This is a genomic window from Gammaproteobacteria bacterium, from assembly GCA_041395725.1.
Taxonomy (GTDB): Bacteria; Pseudomonadota; Gammaproteobacteria; order Pseudomonadales; family Pseudohongiellaceae; genus NORP240.
Genome location: JAWKZW010000001.1, coordinates 1,526,231 through 1,543,997, shown reverse-complemented (window position 1 = coordinate 1,543,997; position 17,767 = coordinate 1,526,231). Strand labels below are relative to the sequence as shown.

Here is a 17,767-nt window from a genome sequence, read left to right as displayed (position 1 = left end):
GTGGTTCTATCAGGGAGTATTGAATGCCAGCGAATGGGGACCTGGGCGTGTCCACTTCCGGCCAACCGGTCACCGCGGAAATCTTTCGGGCTTACGACATACGCGGAATCTACGACGACCAGCTGGATGAACAGAGTATCCGCGTCATTGGCCACGCCATCGGCAGCGAGGCACTGGATGCGGGCATTCACACACTGCTGGCAGGGCGCGATGGCCGTCTCTCAAGCCCGAGTCTGTCTAAACACCTGATTGCCGGGATCCGGGCCAGCGGCTGCAATGTGGTGGATCTGGATCTGGTGCCCACACCGCTGGTCTACTTCGGCAATCACACCACCAACTGGACTTCCGGCGTCATGTTGACCGCCAGTCACAACCCGGCTGCCTATAACGGTATCAAGATCGTATTCCGGCGCGCCTGTCTGGCCGACAATCAGATCCAACGCATCCGCCAGCGCATCGAAGCGGGACTGCTGCGCCACGGACAGGGCCGGTACCAGGCGCTGGATATCAAACCAGACTATATCGCCTACCTGTGTGATCACCTGCAGATAAAGCGCAAACTGAAGCTCGTGGTGGATTGTGCCAATGCCGTGACCAGCATCATCGCCCCGGCGTTATTCTCTGCGCTGGGCTGCGAGGTAATTCCGTTGTATTGCGAGCTGGATGGCAATTTTCCCAACCATGATCCTGACCCCACCATTGCCAACAACCTGGCCGAGTTGCGGAAACAGGTACTTGCTCAACAGGCAGACCTCGGCCTGGCATTTGACGGAGACGGCGACCGGCTTGGTGTGGTGACCAGTGACGGAGAAATCATCGACACCGACCTGTTGCTGGCCACCCTGATCAGCCATATCGTGCCCCATCACCCGGGTGAACCGGTCATCTTCGATGTGAAGTGCAGCAGCCGGCTTGCCGGTCTGATCGAAGCCTGCGGGGGTATACCGGTCATGCATAAAAGCGGCCATTCCTTCATGAAACAGAAGATGCAGGAGACCAATGCACCGCTGGGCGGCGAATACTCGGCCCATATTTTTATCAAGGATCGCTGGTTCGGATACGATGACGGCATGTACACAGCAGCCCGTCTGCTGGAGATTTTCGCTGCCAGCCCAGGCCCGACGGCGAGTCTGGTGACCAGCCTGGGGGAACGTTTCGCCACGGCGGAGCTGCCCGTGCCGGTTCCAGAGCAGCGCAAGTTCAGCCTGGTCGAACAATTGCGCAGCCAGGCCCGGTTTCCAGACGGCCGGATCAGCGAAATAGACGGCATCCGGGTAGACTACCCTGATGGCTGGGGACTGGTCAGGGCGTCAAATACCAGCCCCGCCCTGCTCTTGAGATTCGAGGCGGATTCGCCTGCCGCCCTGGAAAGAATCAAGGACGAGTTTCGCCACCTGCTTGCCCGGGTGGATCAATCTCTTGTGATAAACTTCTAGCGCTTGCATCAAAGTAAACGTTTACTTACCTTATGCCCTTCTGAAATCCGAGTGGTTTTTTTGCTATGTCACTGAGTCTGGACAATGCCCACAACGTCGCCAGGGTGCTCACCAAAGCCCTGCCTTATATTCAGCGCTACACCGACCGTACCATCGTCGTGAAATACGGCGGCAACGCCATGGTCGACGAAAACCTGAAAAACAGTTTCGCCCGCGATATCGTATTGATGAAACTGGTCGGCATGAACCCGGTGGTCGTACACGGTGGCGGTCCCCAGATTGGTTCGCTTCTGGAAAAGCTGGAAATTGAATCCAATTTTATCGAAGGCATGCGGGTAACCGACAAGCGGACCATGGATGTGGTGGAGATGGTGCTGGGCGGCCTGGTCAACAAAGAGATCGTCAGCCTGTTATCAAGACACCAGGGTAAGGCCATCGGCATAACCGGCAAGGATGGCGGGCTGATCACCGCCGAGAAGCTGTTACTGAGAAAATCCGATGCCGGCAGCGACCAGGCGGGTATCGACATCGGCCAGGTTGGCAGGGTAACTGCCATCAATACCGAGATTATCGATGCCATGAAAAACAGTGACTTCATCCCGGTCATTGCCCCGATCGGCACAGACCGCGAGGGCAACAGCTACAACATCAACGCTGACACTGTCGCCGGTGAAATCGCCAAGGTCCTGCACGCCGAAAAACTTATCCTGCTGACCAACGTGGCCGGGGTTCAGGACAAGGACGGCAAGGTGCTCACCGGCCTCACCACGGAACAGGTGGACGGCCTGATTGCGGACAAAACCATCCATGGCGGCATGCTGCCCAAGGTGCAGTGCGCCCTGGATGCAGTGAAGGGTGGCGTTAAACGGGCCCATATCATTGACGGGCGCGTAGAGCACGCGGTTCTTCTGGAAATCTTCACTGATGAGGGCGTCGGCACGCTTATCACCAACAATAATTAAAGCCTCACCAACTGACGGGCTGGAACAGAGTAATTATGGCAACACCCCCTAAGACTTCGAGAAAAGAACAGATTCTGCAATCCCTGGCGCGCATGCTGGAAACCTCGCCGGGTGAGCGCATAACCACTGCCGCACTGGCGCGGGAAGTGGGTGTATCGGAAGCCGCTCTTTACCGTCATTTCCCCAGCAAGGCGCGGATGTTCGAGGGGCTCATCAAATTTATCGAAGACACCCTGTTTACTCGCTTCAGCCGCATCCTCAGTGACGAAGGTACCGCCGAGCAGCGCTGCGAACAGATTCTGTTTCTGGTACTGACCTTTGCCGACAAGAACCCGGGTATTACGCGTATCCTTGCCGGGGATGCCCTGGCGGGGGAAACCGAACGCCTGCGGGCCCGGGTGGCTCAGATCTATGACCGCCTGGAATCCCAGCTGAAACAGATCCTGCGTGAAGCCCAGATCCGCGAGGGACTGAGGGCCAGTATATCGCCGGCGGCGCTCGCCAATCTGCTGCTGGCCTGGTGTGAGGGGCGTATGAATGAATACGTGCGCAGTGAATTCCGGCGCTCACCGCTGGAGAACTGGGATGTTCAGTGGGCTTACCTGAAAACCAATCTGCTGGTGCCCGCGACGATACCGGGTCTGCACCCCCAGACCACGATTTCGGGTTAGCTGGCTGTCAGTCCCGCCGCGCAGGATCAGACCGCACCGTACTCTTCCCGATATCGGTCGATGGCTTCAAGGTGTTCGAGATAGGCCGGATTATCGCTGGCGTCCAGGTAATCGATAATGTCCTGCAGACTGATAATGCAGGTAATCGGTACGTTGTAGGTACTGGCAATTTCCTGAATCGTGGAGCGCTCTCCCCGCCCTCTCTCCTGTCGATCCATTGCCACCACGATGCCGGCCAGGCCGGCACCTTCTCCATTGATGATCTCAACAGCTTCCCGCACCGCTGTCCCGGCGGTGATCACATCATCAATAAGTAATACCTGGCCCCTGAGGTGGGCACCGACAATCACACCACCCTCGCCATGGTCCTTGGCTTCCTTACGATTAAAACAATAGGGCCGGTCAAAATCATGTTCGATGGCAAGAATCGCAGAAGTTACAGCGGCCAGTGGAATGCCTTTGTAGGCCGGGCCGAACATGACGTCGAAATCCATCGCCGACTCTCTGATCGCGGCGGCGTAGCTGCGTGCCAGAAAAGCGAGCTTGGCGCCGGTATTAAACGACCCGGCATTGAAAAAATAGGGGCTGGTACGTCCTGATTTCAGAGTAAATTCACCGAATCGCAGGATATCGTTGTCGATCACAAATTCAATAAACTTCTTCTGATAGTTCTGCATCGCTGTACCGGTTCCGTAATTGGTTCTCAAAATTGTCTCGGGCAGTCCCTCAAAAACTGAGGCCGCAGTTCCCTAGCGAAGTACTTCCTTTTGTTTCCTGATCAGTTCATCAATACCGCGCTGGGCCAGCGCGATCATGTCCTGCAGCTGTTGCAGGGTGAAATCGCCGTCCTCGCCAGTACCCTGAACTTCGATAAAGTTACCGCTCTCTGTCATTACCACGTTCATGTCTGTTTCTGCGTTTGAATCTTCAGCGTAATCCAGATCCAGAATCGGCGTGCCTTTGAAGATACCTACTGACACCGAAGCAATCATCTGCCGCAACGGGTCCGTTTTCAGCAGGCCTTTTACCTGCATGTGCCTGAGCGCATCAACCAGTGCCACGCAGCCCCCGGTAATGGATGCCGTGCGGGTGCCACCATCTGCCTGAATCACGTCGCAATCGATCTTGATCGTGTTTTCGCCCAGTTTCCCCAGATCAACCGCGGCCCGCAGTGATCTGCCGATCAGCCGCTGAATTTCCTGGCTGCGGCCGGACTGACCGCCCCGGGCCGCCTCACGATCCATACGACTGTTGGTAGAGCGAGGCAACATACCGTATTCGGCCGTCACCCAGCCCTGCCCCGATCCTTTCAGAAACCGTGGCACCGAGGTTTCAACGCTGGCGGTGCAGATTACCCGGGTATCCCCGAATTCGACGAGGACTGAGCCCTCGGCATGTTTGGTGAACCTTCTGGTCAGGACGATATTTCGCAGCTGCTCGGGCTGGCGTTCACTGGGACGCACGGTGTCAGACATAAATCTCTCTTGGGTTGGTCGGATTGGCCGGGGATTATCCCCGATATCCCAGGCCTTTGCGACCCGGGATTCGATCTCGAGTGTGACTGGCATCTGACCCATTACTGCCGGATTGCGCTAGAATCCACTATTGTGATTAGCTACCGGGAAGGGTTTCTATGATTTACAGCATGACGGCTTTTGCCCGACGCCAGCAGGATGAGAGCTGGGGATCACTGACCTGGGAAATCCGCTCGGTCAATCACCGCTATCTGGAAATCAGCATCCGCCTGCCGGACACCTTGCGAAGCCTTGAGCCGCTGGTACGGGAAGCCATTCGCAAGAAGCTGAACCGCGGCAAAGTGGAGTGTCAGCTTCGGTATCAACCCAGCGAGCAACAGCAGCAGCAGTTAAACCTCAATCTGGGACTTATCGCGCAGCTCAGTGAAGCGTCCGAAACAGTCCAGCAGATTGCCAGCGATGCCGATTCCCTGTCAGTGGCAGAGATTTTGCGCTGGCCGGGAATTATCCAGGAACAGGAAACTGACGTCACCGAACTGGAAGAACAGGCCATGCAGTTGTTTGGCCTGGCCATCGAAGACCTGCTGGATACCCGTCAGCGGGAAGGCCTGGAAATGGGCAGGCTGATCGAGCAGCGGCTGCGAACGATCGAAGAAATAATTGCTGAAGTTCGGGGCCTGTTGCCGGGCATTCTCCAGCGCCAGCGCGACAATATCGTTGCCCGGCTCGAGGAGCTCAAACTGGAACTGGACCCCAACAGGCTGGAACAGGAGCTGGTTCTGGTCGCCCAGAAATCGGATGTCGATGAAGAACTGGACCGGCTCGCCGCCCATGTGACGGAAGTTTCCCGGGTACTCAAGGCCAGTGGCCAGAAAGGTCGGCGGCTGGATTTCCTCATGCAGGAACTGAACCGCGAGGCCAACACCCTGTCGTCGAAATCCATCGTGGCGGAAACCACGCGCAGCGCGGTGGAATTGAAAGTACTGATAGAACAGATGCGTGAACAGATTCAGAATATCGAATAACGCGGTCACCTGCCGATGACCGCCGGACTTTCTGCGTCCGGCCGGCTTTCAGCGACTGACAGTGAAAATAGAAAGGAACACTGACTATGGCCAAAGGAAATCTTTTTATCGTGATGGCGCCGTCCGGTGCCGGCAAAACCAGCCTGGTGAAAGCACTGGTTGAATCCGAGGGCAGTCAGAACCTGTGCGTCTCGGTATCACACACCACCCGGGAAATCCGCCCCGGCGAAGTGGATGGGGTCAATTACCATTTTGTCGATAAAGAGACGTTCATTACCATGCTGAGGCAGGGCGAGTTTATTGAAAGCGCCGAAGTGTACGGCCACCATTACGGCACCTCCCAGCGCTGGGTGCAGGACCGCCTGGATGCCGGCCTGAATGTAATCCTTGAGATCGACTGGCAGGGAGCCAGTCAGGTGCGTAACGCCATGCCGGACACCTGCACCATCTTCATCCTGCCGCCATCAGTCGAAGCCTTGCGGGAACGGTTGACCCGCCGCGCCCAGGACGACCCGGATACCATCGAACGGCGCATGCGCCAGGCAGTGGATGAAATTTCACACGTGGCTGAGGCCAATTACGTAGTGGTCAATAAGGATTTTGACACGGCACTGGACGACCTGGGCGCCATCGTACGCTCCCAGCGACTGACCCTGGCCTATCAGCAGGATAACCAGGCGGAGCTGTTGCAGAAACTGTCCCATTCTCCAGACTAGCCCGCTGGCTGGTCGATTAAACAGCTGCTGCTGGCACATTCGAGGGTTTTTATAGCGGCCAGGAGCAGAATTGAGTAAAATCCCGGTCCTTTTCAGTAGAGTGCCCTTGAACCAGCACGACGTTGTTGCCCGAGCGATTGAAAAGCAGGGTGCAACTGCTTTAATGGCCCGGGGCACACGACAGACAACCAAAGACAGGTATTGATATGGCTCGAATTACCGTTGAAGACTGCCTCGACAAGGTAGATAACCGTTTCCAGCTGGTCATGATTGCCAGCAAGCGGGCACGTCAGCTGCAAACAGGTGGCAAAGATCCCCTGGTACCCGTAGAAAAGGACAAGCCAACGGTAATTGCCCTGCGGGAAATAGCGGATGACCTTATCGATGTCAGCATCCTGAAGGAAAAGCAGACCATCGAAATGGACGAGGCGACTCTGGAAGCCCAGCATGCCGCCGAAGTGGCAGTGGCAGCCGAGATGCCGGCGGTTCCTGAAGAGGGTCTGGACGCGGCGGAAGGCGAGGTCGAACCGGATCAGACTTCGGAAGACGAAGAACAGTAGGTCTGAGGAGTCGGGCGGTGGACGTGCGTGCTACAGACACTATCGACTCACTGTCCAGTAACCTGGCTTCCTACCTGGTGCCCAACCAGGTCAACTCCGTACGACGCGCCTATTACTACGCGGAACAGGCCCACGACGGCCAGTTCCGTCGCAGTGGCGACCCTTATGTTACCCATCCTCTGGCTGTCGCCAACATCCTGTGTGACATGCACATGGACCATCAAAGCCTGATGGCGGCGATGCTGCATGATGTCATCGAAGACACCGGCATTTCCAAAACAGCGATCAAGAACCAGTTCGGGGGCACCGTCGCCGACCTGGTAGACGGTGTCAGCAAGCTGAATAAAATCAATTTCAGCTCCCGTGCCGAAGCCCAGGCGGAAAACTTCCAGAAGATGGCCATGGCTATGGCCAAAGACCTGCGGGTCATTCTGGTAAAAATCGCCGATCGGTTGCACAACATGCGGACCCTGGGTGTGCTGACGCCGGAGAAGCGCCGCCGCATCGCCCGGGAAACCCTGGATATCTATGCCCCTATCGCCAACCGGCTGGGCATGAACAACGTGCGGGTGGAATTCGAGGAACTGGGCTTTCATGCCCTGTACCCGATGCGGGCGAGCCGTATTGCGACCGCGGTGAAAAAAATCCGCGGCAACCGCAAGGAAATCCTGTCCCAGATTCAGACTTCGCTGGAGGCCTGCCTGGAACGGGAAGGGCTGCCCGGCCGCACTATCGGCCGGGAAAAGCATCTGTTCAGTATCTACCAGAAGATGCGCAGCCAGCGGAAGTCGTTCTCCGAAATCATGGACGTGTACGCGTTCCGGATCATCGTCGACAAGGTCGATACCTGCTACCGGGTACTGGGCGCCGTGCACAATCTGTACAAACCGGTGCCTGGACGGTTCAAGGATTACATCGCCATTCCGAAAGCCAATGGCTACCAGTCCCTGCATACTACCCTGTTCGGCATGCACGGGGTTCCCATCGAGATCCAGATCCGCACGGAAGAAATGGAGGCAATGGCTAATAACGGCATCGCCGCCCACTGGCTTTACAAATCAGGTGACGAGACCCCGTCCAACGCCCACATGCGCGCCAGGGAGTGGGTCAACGGCCTGCTGGAACTGCAGAAGAGTGCGGGTAATTCCCTGGAATTTATCGAGCATGTAAAGATCGACCTGTTCCCCGATGAAATCTATGTGTTCACTCCCAAGGGTTCCATCCGCGAACTGCCCACCGGCTCCACCGCTGTGGACTTCGCCTATGCAATTCACACCGATGTCGGCAATTCCTGCGTGGCCTGCCGTATCAACCGGCGTCTGGCACCCTTGAGCGAACCCCTGCAAAGCGGGCAGACGGTGGAGATTATTACCGCCGCCGGCGGCCAGCCCAATCCGGCCTGGCTGAGTTTTGTCACCACCGGCAAGGCTCGCAGCAACATTCGGCACTACCTGAAAAACCAGCGTCATTCCGAATCGGTGTCACTGGGCCGCAGACTGCTCAACAAGGCCCTCGCCACTTTCAATACCCAGCTGGACAAGATCCCCCACGAGGACATCGACCAGGTTCTGAAGCAGACCAGCCAGGGCAGCCTGGATAATCTGCTGGCGGAGATCGGGCTGGGCAACCGCATGGCCTATATCGTGGCCCAGCGCATGGTGCCTGACACCCGCACCCAGGAAGAAATGGAAAAGTCCGAGTCGCAGCATTCTCTGGCTATTCGCGGTTCGGAAGGGCTGGTGATGAACTACGCCAGGTGCTGCCGCCCAATCCCCGGGGACCCGATTGTCGGCCATGTCAGTTCCGGTCGCGGCATGGTCATCCATACCGATGACTGTAACAACATTACCGATATCCGCGACAACCCGGAAAAATGCGTGACAGTAACCTGGGACCCCGATGTCGAAGGGGAATTTTCCGTGGAGTTACGGGTAGAGCTGGAAAATCAGCGCGGCATCATCGCCACTCTGGCCACCGCTGTGACCGGCGCCGAAGCCAACATCGAAAAGATCAGTACTCTGGAGCGGGATGCCCGCCTCAGTATCGTGAACCTGTTGATCAGCGTCCGCAACCGCATCCACCTGGCCCAGGTCATGAAGCGTATTCGTCTGATCGGCGCCGTCAATTCTGTAAGCCGGGTCAAGAGCCGGGCGACCCGGAAAGAAATCAGAAACACTATTGGCAGTCATCAATTCGAGAGTAATCATGACAAAGATCCAGCCGGTTAACACCTCTAAAGCCCCTCATGCCATAGGCCCCTATTCCCAGGCTATCAAGGCCGGCAACCTGGTTTTTCTGTCGGGACAGATACCGCTTCTGCCCTCCACCATGGAACTGGTGGAAGGGGGTATCGAGGCGCAAACCAACCAGGTATTCAAAAATCTGTCGGCCGTGATCGAGGCAAGTGGAGCAACCCTGGCCGATGTTGTGAAACTGACTATCTACCTTACCGACCTGACAGAGTTCCCCCGGGTCAACGACATCATGGCCAGCTATTTCAGCGAACCGTATCCGGCCCGGGCCACGATCGAGGTCAGCGCCTTACCAAAAGGATCACAGGTGGAAGTTGATGCCGTTGTGATGCTCGGCGCCTGAAGCAGGCTGTCATCCGTCCTGTTTTTCAACGCTTACCAGGCCTGGCATCCTCTGACACTGCCATGGAGCCAAACGACGGGCCCTGTGGCCGCTGTCACAAAAACCTCCTATACTCATTCAGCACAGCCTTCAGCCAGGTGTTCGTTCAGTCCCCATGCCCACACCCACTGCCGGAAGCAATAAGTCAACTCCTACCGCTTCAGGCAAGGGCCTGGAACAGATGCCATTGACTACGCTGCGCGGCGTGGGGCCCAGTATCGAAAAGAAGCTGCAGAACCTGGGCATCAGCAACTTGCAGGACCTGCTGTTTCACCTGCCCTTCCGTTACCAGGACCGCACCCGTATCGACGACATAAGAAGCGCCCGCTTTGGCGACCACGTGCAACTGCAAGGCGAACTGGTCGCCAGCCGGGTTCTGTTCGGTAAACGACGCAGCCTGCAATGCACCCTGAAAGACGATACCGGCTTTATCAATCTACGCTTTTTCTTCTTTTCGCCGGCACAGCAACAATCCCTGCAATCCGGTGTGCGGTTGCGCTGTTACGGGGAAGTCAGACGAGGCAGCGCCGGGTATGAGATCTACCATCCCGAATACCGGATCCTCGACAACGGCGATAGCGGCGGGCTGGAAAACACCCTGACGCCGATCTACCCCTCCACCGAGGGATTGCAGCAGGCGAGGCTGCGCAGCATTATCGATCAGGCACTGGCACGCATGGACGCTCTGCATCAGATTACCGAATACCTCCCCGAGGAAGTACGAAGTCGATCACGACCCCCGGGTCCGAACGGCGGCAATCCATTGTCCATGAGCCTGGCCGAAGCCCTGCGTTTCCTTCATCATCCGCCGCAAAATGTGACACTGGAACTGTTGGAAAGCGGCCAACATCCTGCGCAACAGCGTCTGGCGTTCGAGGAATTGTTAAGCCACCGATTGTGCATGCGCCGTCTGCGACTGGCATCCAGTACCCGCCCGGCACCGTCCATGCCGGCCCAACATAGCCTGGTGGAACAGTTCATCAAGAACCTGCCTTTCCAGCTTACCGGCGCCCAACGGCGCGCTTTTGATGAAGTGGCGGCAGACCTGGCCGGCGTCTCGCCGATGCTGAGGCTGGTGCAGGGGGATGTCGGCTCCGGCAAGACCGTGGTCGCTGCGCTGGCAGCCCTGCGGGCGGTGGAAAATCATTTCCAGGTGGCCATCATGGCGCCTACCGAAATTCTGGCCGAACAGCACTTCATGAACTTCAGCCAGTGGCTTGAACCGCTGGGCATAGCGGTCGGCTGGCTGAGCGGTAAACTGACTACGACTCAGCGCCGGCAGCAACTGGAGGGCATAATCTCCGGTACAACCAGAGTCGTGGTCGGTACTCACGCGCTGTTTCAGGAGTCGGTCAGCTACGCCAATCTGGGGCTGATCATCATTGATGAGCAACACCGCTTCGGGGTCCATCAGCGTATGGCTCTGAAAGAGAAGTCAGCCAGCAAGGCCCGTGAGCCTCATCAGCTGGTGATGACCGCCACACCCATTCCCCGCACCCTGGCCATGAGTGCCTATGCAGACCTGGACTGTTCGGTGATCGATGAACTGCCACCCGGACGGACCCCGGTACAGACACTGGTGATCGGCGACGAGCGCCGGGAAGAGGTCATTGCGCGGATTCACAGCGCCTGCGAAGAAGGCAATCAGGTGTACTGGGTGTGTACGCTGATTGAAGAATCCGAGTCACTGCAGTGCCAGGCCGCCGAAGCCACAGCGGCAATGATGCGGGAACAGCTTACGGAGCTGAATATCGGGCTAGTTCATGGCCGGATGAAACCCCGGGAAAAGGCCGCCGTGATGGAGCAGTTCAAAGCCGGTCAGCTGCAGTTGCTGGTAGCCACGACAGTCATCGAAGTGGGTGTCGATGTGCCCAATGCCAGCCTGATGGTGATAGAAAACTCCGAGCGCCTCGGACTGGCCCAACTGCATCAGCTGCGTGGCCGGGTAGGCCGCGGCAGTAAACGCAGCTATTGCATCCTGCTTTACCAGGGACCGTTGTCTGAAACCGGCAAACATCGCCTGGCGGTAATGCGGGAAAGTACCGATGGGTTCTACATCGCGGAAAAAGACCTGGAGATCCGGGGCCCGGGCCAGGTGCTGGGAACCCAGCAGACCGGGCTGATGAGTTTTCGCGTGGCGGATATCTCCCGGGATGCCTATCTGCTGGAGGATGTGCGCGCATCTGCCGAGATCATTCTCAACAGCTACCCGGCGCTGATCGACCCACTGGTGCACCGCTGGCTGGGCCGGCGCGAAGACTACGGCAGGGTGTAAAATTAATCCTCAGGAACAGGGAAGCTGGAATTAAACCCGGCAATACTCTGGCGATCAGGCAAGTCCATTGAGAAGGAGCTTTGTCGCCAGCAGCCATCGGCCCGAAATGACAGCCCAGAGAAGCCGGGGGATTCGCAGGCTGGCCGCAGCTGGAAGAGCCTGTCATGCGAGAGGGAACTTTATGGTCATGCCAGGCAAAACAGCGTTTATTTGCCGGGCAGAGGAGGTATCAGTCATTTACAATGGGCATTGTCATGGTTAGTTTTTCCTGCATTGCGAAAGCTCCTTCATGACTTAAACTTCTGCGTGGCTTAAACTTCAGCCTGGCTAAAACGTCAGCGTGAAGCCTGAAATAACTCCGCTTCCACATCAATCGATAACAGTTTTACAAGGTTATGTCTTCTGAATCCAAATTTGTAACCACGTTACAGGACAAATTGCAGGGCCGATTCCCGGAGTTTTCTGCCAAACTGCCAGGCTATTTACAACTCATCCGCTTTGACAGGCCCATTGGCGTGCTACTGTTGCTCTGGCCCACTGTCACCGCGCTCTGGATTGCAGCGGAAGGGCTGCCCGATATCGGCCTGTTGATTATTTTTACCCTGGGAACCTTTCTGATGCGTTCGGCCGGCTGTGCCATCAACGATTATGCCGATGCCAACTTCGATGGCGAGGTAGCGCGGACTCAAGGCCGCCCACTTGCTACCGGCCTGCTTAAGCGCCAGGACGCACTCAAATGCTTCCTTTTTCTGGCAGCATGCGGGTTCTTACTGGTACTACTGACCAACCGGCAAACCATCCTGCTTTCTTTTGGCGCAGTGGCAGTTGCTGCCATTTACCCGTTCATGAAGCGTGTGACCAACCTGCCGCAGGTTATCCTGGGAATCGCCTTCTCCTGGGGCATCCTGATGGCATTCACCGCCCAGACCGGCTCGATTCCAGCTGCAGCATTCCTGCTGTTTGTGGCTAATTGTCTTTGGACTGTGGCCTATGACACGGAGTACGCCATGGTGGACAGGGAAGATGACCTTAAGCTGGGCCTCAAATCCACAGCCATTCTGTTTGGTTCCGCGGATCGTATGATGATTTTTATATTGCAGATGATGTTCCTGATGTCGCTTGTGCTGGCCGCACAACGCTTTCAACTGGGTGGTTTCTTCTATACCGGGCTGGGAGTGGCTACCCTGTTGTTGTTGTACCAACAGTTTCTGATTCGTGAACGCGAACCCGCTGAGTGCTTCAAGGCTTTTCTGAATAACAACCTGGTGGGTGGTGTGATCTTTACTGGCACAGTTCTCCACTATCTTTGAATTTTGATGCTACTCGGCCCGCTGAGGGACAACCTAAGAAAAACCAAGATAAGAATAAGCACAGAATCAGGAGAATCCTCTGATCTGATCGTCGCCTGTGAGGCTCACAAAGGAGCTCACTAGGCTTACGCGTATCGCGATTGTTATAGGTCTGCTGGTCGTCCTTCTGTCTAAGTTCTGCACTGGCACTATCAATCCTGCAAGACTGGGGCTCAACCGGCTCAGGATTGGTTAGCCTGTCACTGTTCAGGTGTACGTTGGATCAGTGAACAGAATTCGCATCACAGAAATCAGAGATAACTTTTAGAGACTGAATGTCAGAATCGACTGGCAGGTTTTGAGTCGACTATAAGAATTACAGCAATGTTGAAAAAGCCTGAAGCAGCCTTCTCTTTTTTCAACCCCAAGTACAAGGCGCGACAGAAGACACCCGGAGTACCCGGGAGCCTCCTGTGTTCAGAAAATGGCGCAGTCCCCCGGAATCCGATAGGGACACGGCTAGCGACTGAACGCCTGAATTCCCGTCTGCTCGCGACCCAGGATCAGCGCGTGAATATCCTGGGTACCCTCGTAGGTATTGACCACTTCCAGGTTCTGAGCATGACGCATGACCGGGTATTCGTCGGAAATTCCGTTGCCGCCCAGCATGTCACGTGCCTCCCGTGCCGCATCCAGAGCCTTCAGACAGGAGTTCCGCTTGAGCAGAGAGATCAGAGGCGGGGTCAGCCTGCCCTCGTCTTTCATGCGCGTGGCTCGCAGACAGCCCTGTAAAGCCAGTGACAGATCAGTCTGCATGACCGCCAGTTTTTTCTGTATCAACTGGTTGGCTGCCAGTGGCCGCTCGAACTGCTTGCGGTCCAGGGTGTATTGCAGGGCTGCTTTCCAGCACGTTTCGCCAGCGCCGATGGCGCCCCAGGCGATACCCAGGCGGGCCGAGTTCAGACAGGTGAAAGGACCTTTCAACCCGCCCACTTCAGGAAACTTGTTTTCCGCTGGCACGAACACCTCGTCCATTACGATTTCGCCGGTAATCGACGCACGCAATGCCAGCTTGCCTTCGATCTTTGGTGCGCTGAGCCCCTGCATGCCCTTTTCCAGCACAAAACCACGGATGACGCCGTCGTCGTCCTTGGCCCACACCACGAATACATCGGCGATGGGTGAATTGCTGATCCAGTTCTTGGCGCCGGACAGCAGATAGCCGCCGTCGACGGTTCTGGCGCGGGTTATCATGCTGCCCGGATCGGAGCCGTGATCGGGTTCGGTCAAACCGAAACAGCCTATGTATTCACCACTCGCCAGCTTGGGAAGGTACTTCTGCTTCTGCGCCTCGGTACCAAACTCATGAATAGGGAGCATTACCAGGCTTGACTGGACACTGAACATAGAGCGGTAGCCGGAGTCCACCGCCTCAATCTCGCGCGCTGCCAGGCCGTAACAGACATAGTTCATGCCAGCGCAGTCGTAACCGTCGATAAATGGCCCCAACAGCCCCAGGGCGCCCATTTCACGAAAAATTTCGGGATCGGTCTCTTCTTTTCGATACGCGTCGCGGACACGAGGAAGCAGCTTTTCCTGGGCGTACTGGCGGGCGGTATCACGCACCATGCTCTCTTCTTCACTGAGCTGATCGTCGAGCAGAAACGGGTCTTCCCAGTTGAACTGGGCCTTGTCTGAAGATGCAGACATGTTGATCTCCTAACGGTTGGTCCTATCTCGGTGACGGTATACCCGGTCAGAATTCCGATACGCCAGCCGGGGAAGGGAATTGGTTTCGCGGGTGGATCGCCTGCGGAATTGCGGTACTGAAACTTTGTCAGGGCGCCGATTCTACCAAACTTGGCGCGTTTAGCTAAGCAACCCCTGCTTAAGGAGCCTCTGATTAATTACCACACTGCTCTGGCCTCCAGACTGAGTCCGCTGGCAAGGCGCATTGCCGTCTTCATGCGTCTGCCTGTCAAGGCAGTACAACGAAGCCAGCGAGCTTGTCTGAAGGCCCCGCCGGACGGGACACCCGCAGGAAATGGTCACCTTATTGCCCGATAAGCGATGCCAGGTACGGCAAACTTCAACGCCAACATACCAGAGTGCTGCGGCACGTAACCAGGCGCTCTTCAGCTATCTGTCTGGTTTCCAGTGCGCCGTGAAAATCCCATCAGGCGACCCGGCGCAGAAAGCGAAGATTCTGGCCACCGCTAATTACTCTCAGAAGGTTTACGCTTCCGGCTCGCGTTTGGTTTCCGCGCATGTCGCGATACGCCGATGGGTCGCTTCGCCGCCAAAAATGCGCCCCTACATATGCTGTCATCCGAGGAGTTTTAGACGCCGTCCCGGCGTCTGGTAATGAACCTGACAATAAAACTCCCTTCTGTTCGGATCAATCGCAGACGAATGGGGTAATTTTGCTAGAATAGCGCCCATCATGATGGATGACGTCTCCCATATTCTCGACAAACTTAACGCCCCGCAGCGGCAGGCCGTTACTACCAGTTCCCAAAGCCTGCTGGTGCTGGCTGGGGCGGGCAGTGGCAAGACCCGCGTGCTGGTACATCGCATTGCCTGGTTGTTGCATGCCGAACAGGCTTCGCCCTACAGCATTCTGGCGGTGACATTCACCAACAAGGCGGCACGGGAAATGCGCGGCCGAATCGAGCAACTGCTGTCTCAACCTATCGGCGGCATGTGGGTTGGCACCTTCCATGGTCTGGCTCATCGACTGTTGCGCACTCACTGGCAGGAGGCCGGCCTGGTGGAGGATTTTCATATCCTCGACAGTGACGATCAGCTGCGCCTTATCAAGCGGCTGTGTCGCAGCCTGGGTATCGACGAGGATAAGTACCCGCCGCGACAGATCCAATGGTTTATCAATTCACAGAAAGACGAGGGCCTGCGGGCCGCCAACCTGGAAACCGTCGGCGACGATTACGGCCGTAACATGGCCGCAATTTACGCGGCCTATGAAGAGGCCTGTGATCGCGGCGGCATGGTGGACTTCGCCGAAATTCTGCTGCGAGCCCACGAACTGTGGCTGAAAAATCCACAGATTCTGGATCACTACCAGCGCCGCTTCCGGCATATTCTGGTGGACGAATTTCAGGACACCAATACAATCCAGTACGCGTGGCTGCGGGTGCTGGCCGGTAATCGGAACCAGATGATGGTGGTTGGCGACGACGACCAGTCGATCTATGGCTGGCGCGGCGCTAAGATTGAAAATATTCAGAAATTCAGCAGCGATTTTCCCGGCAGTGAAATCGTCCGTCTGGAGCAGAACTACCGCTCCACTTCGACAATACTGAACGCCGCCAACAAGCTGATCGCCAACAATCAGGGTCGACTGGGCAAGGAATTATGGACCGATGGGTCCGATGGCGAGCAGATCTCGGTGTACGAAGCCTTTAATGAGCAGGACGAGGCGCGGTTTATTGTTGATCGGCTGCAGGACTGGGTGAACAAGGGCAACCGTCGGGTTGACTCAGCGGTGCTTTACCGGTCTAACGCCCAGTCCCGGGAACTGGAAGACGCACTGCTGCGGGTTGGTATGCCCTACCGGATCTATGGCGGCCATCGTTTTTACGAACGGCTGGAAATCAAGAATGCCCTGGCCTACCTGCGCCTGCTGGTCAATCGTCATGACGATACCGCCATGGAGCGGGTGATCAACGTGCCTACCCGAGGCATAGGCGGGCGGACCATCGAGCAGGTGCGGATGCTGGCCCGGCAGGAAGGCAGCTCCCTGTGGACCGCCTGCCTGAGGAGTGTTAGCGAGAGGCTGCTCAGCTCTCGGGCAGCGAACTCTTTGCAGGCGTTTCTCGACCTGATTGAATCCATGGACGATGCCTGCACCAACCTTGAGCTGCACCACAAGGTGGAACACATCATCAAGCATAGCGGGCTGGTTCAGCACCATGAAAAGGAAGGCGGCGAGAAAGCCCGGGCCAGACTGGAAAACCTGGATGAACTGATTACCGCCGCTAACAGTTTCGACGAGTCGGAACTTGATGTGGATGACGACATGACTGCCAAATCCATCCTGGCCGCCTTTCTGGATCAGGCGGCGCTGGATGCGGGAGACGCCCAGGCGGGGGACGAGGAAGACGCGGTTCAGCTGATGACTCTGCATTCTGCCAAGGGGCTCGAGTTTCCCCTGGTGTTCCTGGCCGGCATGGAAGAAGGGCTGTTCCCGCACCGTATGTCGATGGAAAATCTGTCCGGGCTGGAAGAAGAGCGCCGTCTCTGTTACGTGGGTATAACCCGTGCCAAGACCAAGTTGTACCTGTGTTATGCCGAGTCGCGGCGAATGCACGGAGACGTCAATATGACCCGTCCGTCGCGGTTCATCCGCGAGATTCCTGCCGAACTGGTGGAAGAGATCCGCCTGAAGTCTTCCATTACCAGGCCGGCGCTGACCGGTGTTCGTCCCCTGTCGGGATTTAACGGCGGTGGGGCCGAGGTGCCTCAGACCCAGCTGTCCCTGGGCCAACGGGTTGTACACGGTAAATTCGGCGAAGGGGTGATTCTTAATTACGAAGGCCAGGGGCATAATGCCCGGGTTCAGGTTAATTTTGACGGTTTCGGCAGCAAGTGGCTGGTGTTGTCCTACGCGAAACTTGAAGCAGTGTGAGATGCCGGGCCTATCCTCCGGCTGATGCTGGCGTTGGGCGTTGGGCGTTGGGCGTTGGGCGTTGGGCGTTGGGCAGCAA

The 17,767-nt window shown here is 56.8% G+C and carries 13 protein-coding genes and 1 pseudogene; 11 read left to right on the top strand and 3 right to left on the bottom strand.

Going from position 1 to position 17,767, the window contains the following annotated elements; genetic code table 11:
- Positions 1–23: 23 nt before the first annotated feature.
- From R3F50_06800 to slmA, 3 genes are all read left to right on the top strand, one after another.
- Positions 24–1,436 (top strand): phosphomannomutase/phosphoglucomutase, encoded by a 1,413-nt coding sequence (locus R3F50_06800; protein ID MEZ5490013.1) that lies wholly within the window; start codon positions 24–26, stop codon positions 1,434–1,436.
- Between the two features lie 65 nt (positions 1,437–1,501).
- Positions 1,502–2,398 (top strand): acetylglutamate kinase, encoded by an 897-nt coding sequence (gene argB, locus R3F50_06795; protein MEZ5490012.1) that lies wholly within the window; start codon positions 1,502–1,504, stop codon positions 2,396–2,398.
- Between the two features lie 35 nt (positions 2,399–2,433).
- Positions 2,434–3,069 carry a nucleoid occlusion factor SlmA gene (gene slmA / locus R3F50_06790; GenBank protein ID MEZ5490011.1) on the top strand — a complete coding sequence of 212 codons (636 nt, stop codon included), beginning with the start codon at positions 2,434–2,436 and terminating at the stop codon, positions 3,067–3,069.
- 26 nt (positions 3,070–3,095) lie between these two features.
- Here slmA and pyrE read toward each other — a convergent pair whose 3' ends face one another.
- Positions 3,096–3,746, bottom strand: a complete 651-nt coding sequence (gene pyrE / locus R3F50_06785) for an orotate phosphoribosyltransferase (protein MEZ5490010.1) — start codon at positions 3,744–3,746, stop codon at positions 3,096–3,098.
- Positions 3,747–3,818: 72 nt separating this feature from the next.
- Positions 3,819–4,532: a ribonuclease PH gene (gene rph, locus R3F50_06780; GenBank protein MEZ5490009.1), complete on the bottom strand. Its 714-nt coding sequence runs from the start codon at positions 4,530–4,532 to the stop codon at positions 3,819–3,821.
- Between the two features lie 170 nt (positions 4,533–4,702).
- Here rph and R3F50_06775 point away from each other — a divergent pair, with 170 nt between their 5' ends.
- The 7 genes and pseudogenes from R3F50_06775 (at position 4,703) to ubiA (ending at position 13,064) form a co-directional block, all read left to right on the top strand.
- A complete protein-coding gene (locus tag R3F50_06775; GenBank protein ID MEZ5490008.1) occupies positions 4,703–5,569 on the top strand; it encodes a YicC/YloC family endoribonuclease in 867 nt (288 codons plus the stop codon).
- An 86-nt stretch (positions 5,570–5,655) separates the two neighbouring features.
- On the top strand, positions 5,656–6,285 hold the full coding sequence (gene gmk / locus R3F50_06770) for a guanylate kinase (protein ID MEZ5490007.1): 630 nt from the start codon (positions 5,656–5,658) through the stop codon (positions 6,283–6,285).
- Between the two features lie 206 nt (positions 6,286–6,491).
- Entirely contained in the window at positions 6,492–6,845 is a 354-nt protein-coding gene (gene rpoZ, locus R3F50_06765) for a DNA-directed RNA polymerase subunit omega (protein ID MEZ5490006.1), read from the top strand.
- 23 nt (positions 6,846–6,868) lie between these two features.
- Positions 6,869–8,992: pseudogene (spoT, locus tag R3F50_06760) on the top strand (bifunctional GTP diphosphokinase/guanosine-3',5'-bis pyrophosphate 3'-pyrophosphohydrolase).
- Positions 8,993–9,050: 58 nt separating this feature from the next.
- Positions 9,051–9,440 (top strand): RidA family protein, encoded by a 390-nt coding sequence (locus tag R3F50_06755; GenBank protein ID MEZ5490005.1) that lies wholly within the window; start codon positions 9,051–9,053, stop codon positions 9,438–9,440.
- Between the two features lie 154 nt (positions 9,441–9,594).
- Positions 9,595–11,754, top strand: a complete 2,160-nt coding sequence (gene recG, locus R3F50_06750) for an ATP-dependent DNA helicase RecG (protein MEZ5490004.1) — start codon at positions 9,595–9,597, stop codon at positions 11,752–11,754.
- A 395-nt stretch (positions 11,755–12,149) separates the two neighbouring features.
- Complete coding sequence (gene ubiA, locus R3F50_06745; GenBank protein MEZ5490003.1) at positions 12,150–13,064, top strand: 4-hydroxybenzoate octaprenyltransferase; 915 nt, start codon at positions 12,150–12,152, stop codon at positions 13,062–13,064.
- A 498-nt stretch (positions 13,065–13,562) separates the two neighbouring features.
- Here the strand turns inward: ubiA and R3F50_06740 are convergent, their stop codons facing one another.
- Positions 13,563–14,753, bottom strand: coding sequence for an acyl-CoA dehydrogenase (locus tag R3F50_06740; GenBank protein ID MEZ5490002.1), 1,191 nt, complete (start codon positions 14,751–14,753; stop codon positions 13,563–13,565).
- A 733-nt stretch (positions 14,754–15,486) separates the two neighbouring features.
- Between R3F50_06740 and uvrD the strand changes: the two genes are divergently transcribed.
- Positions 15,487–17,688, top strand: a complete 2,202-nt coding sequence (uvrD, locus tag R3F50_06735) for a DNA helicase II (protein MEZ5490001.1) — start codon at positions 15,487–15,489, stop codon at positions 17,686–17,688.
- Positions 17,689–17,767: the final 79 nt, after the last annotated feature.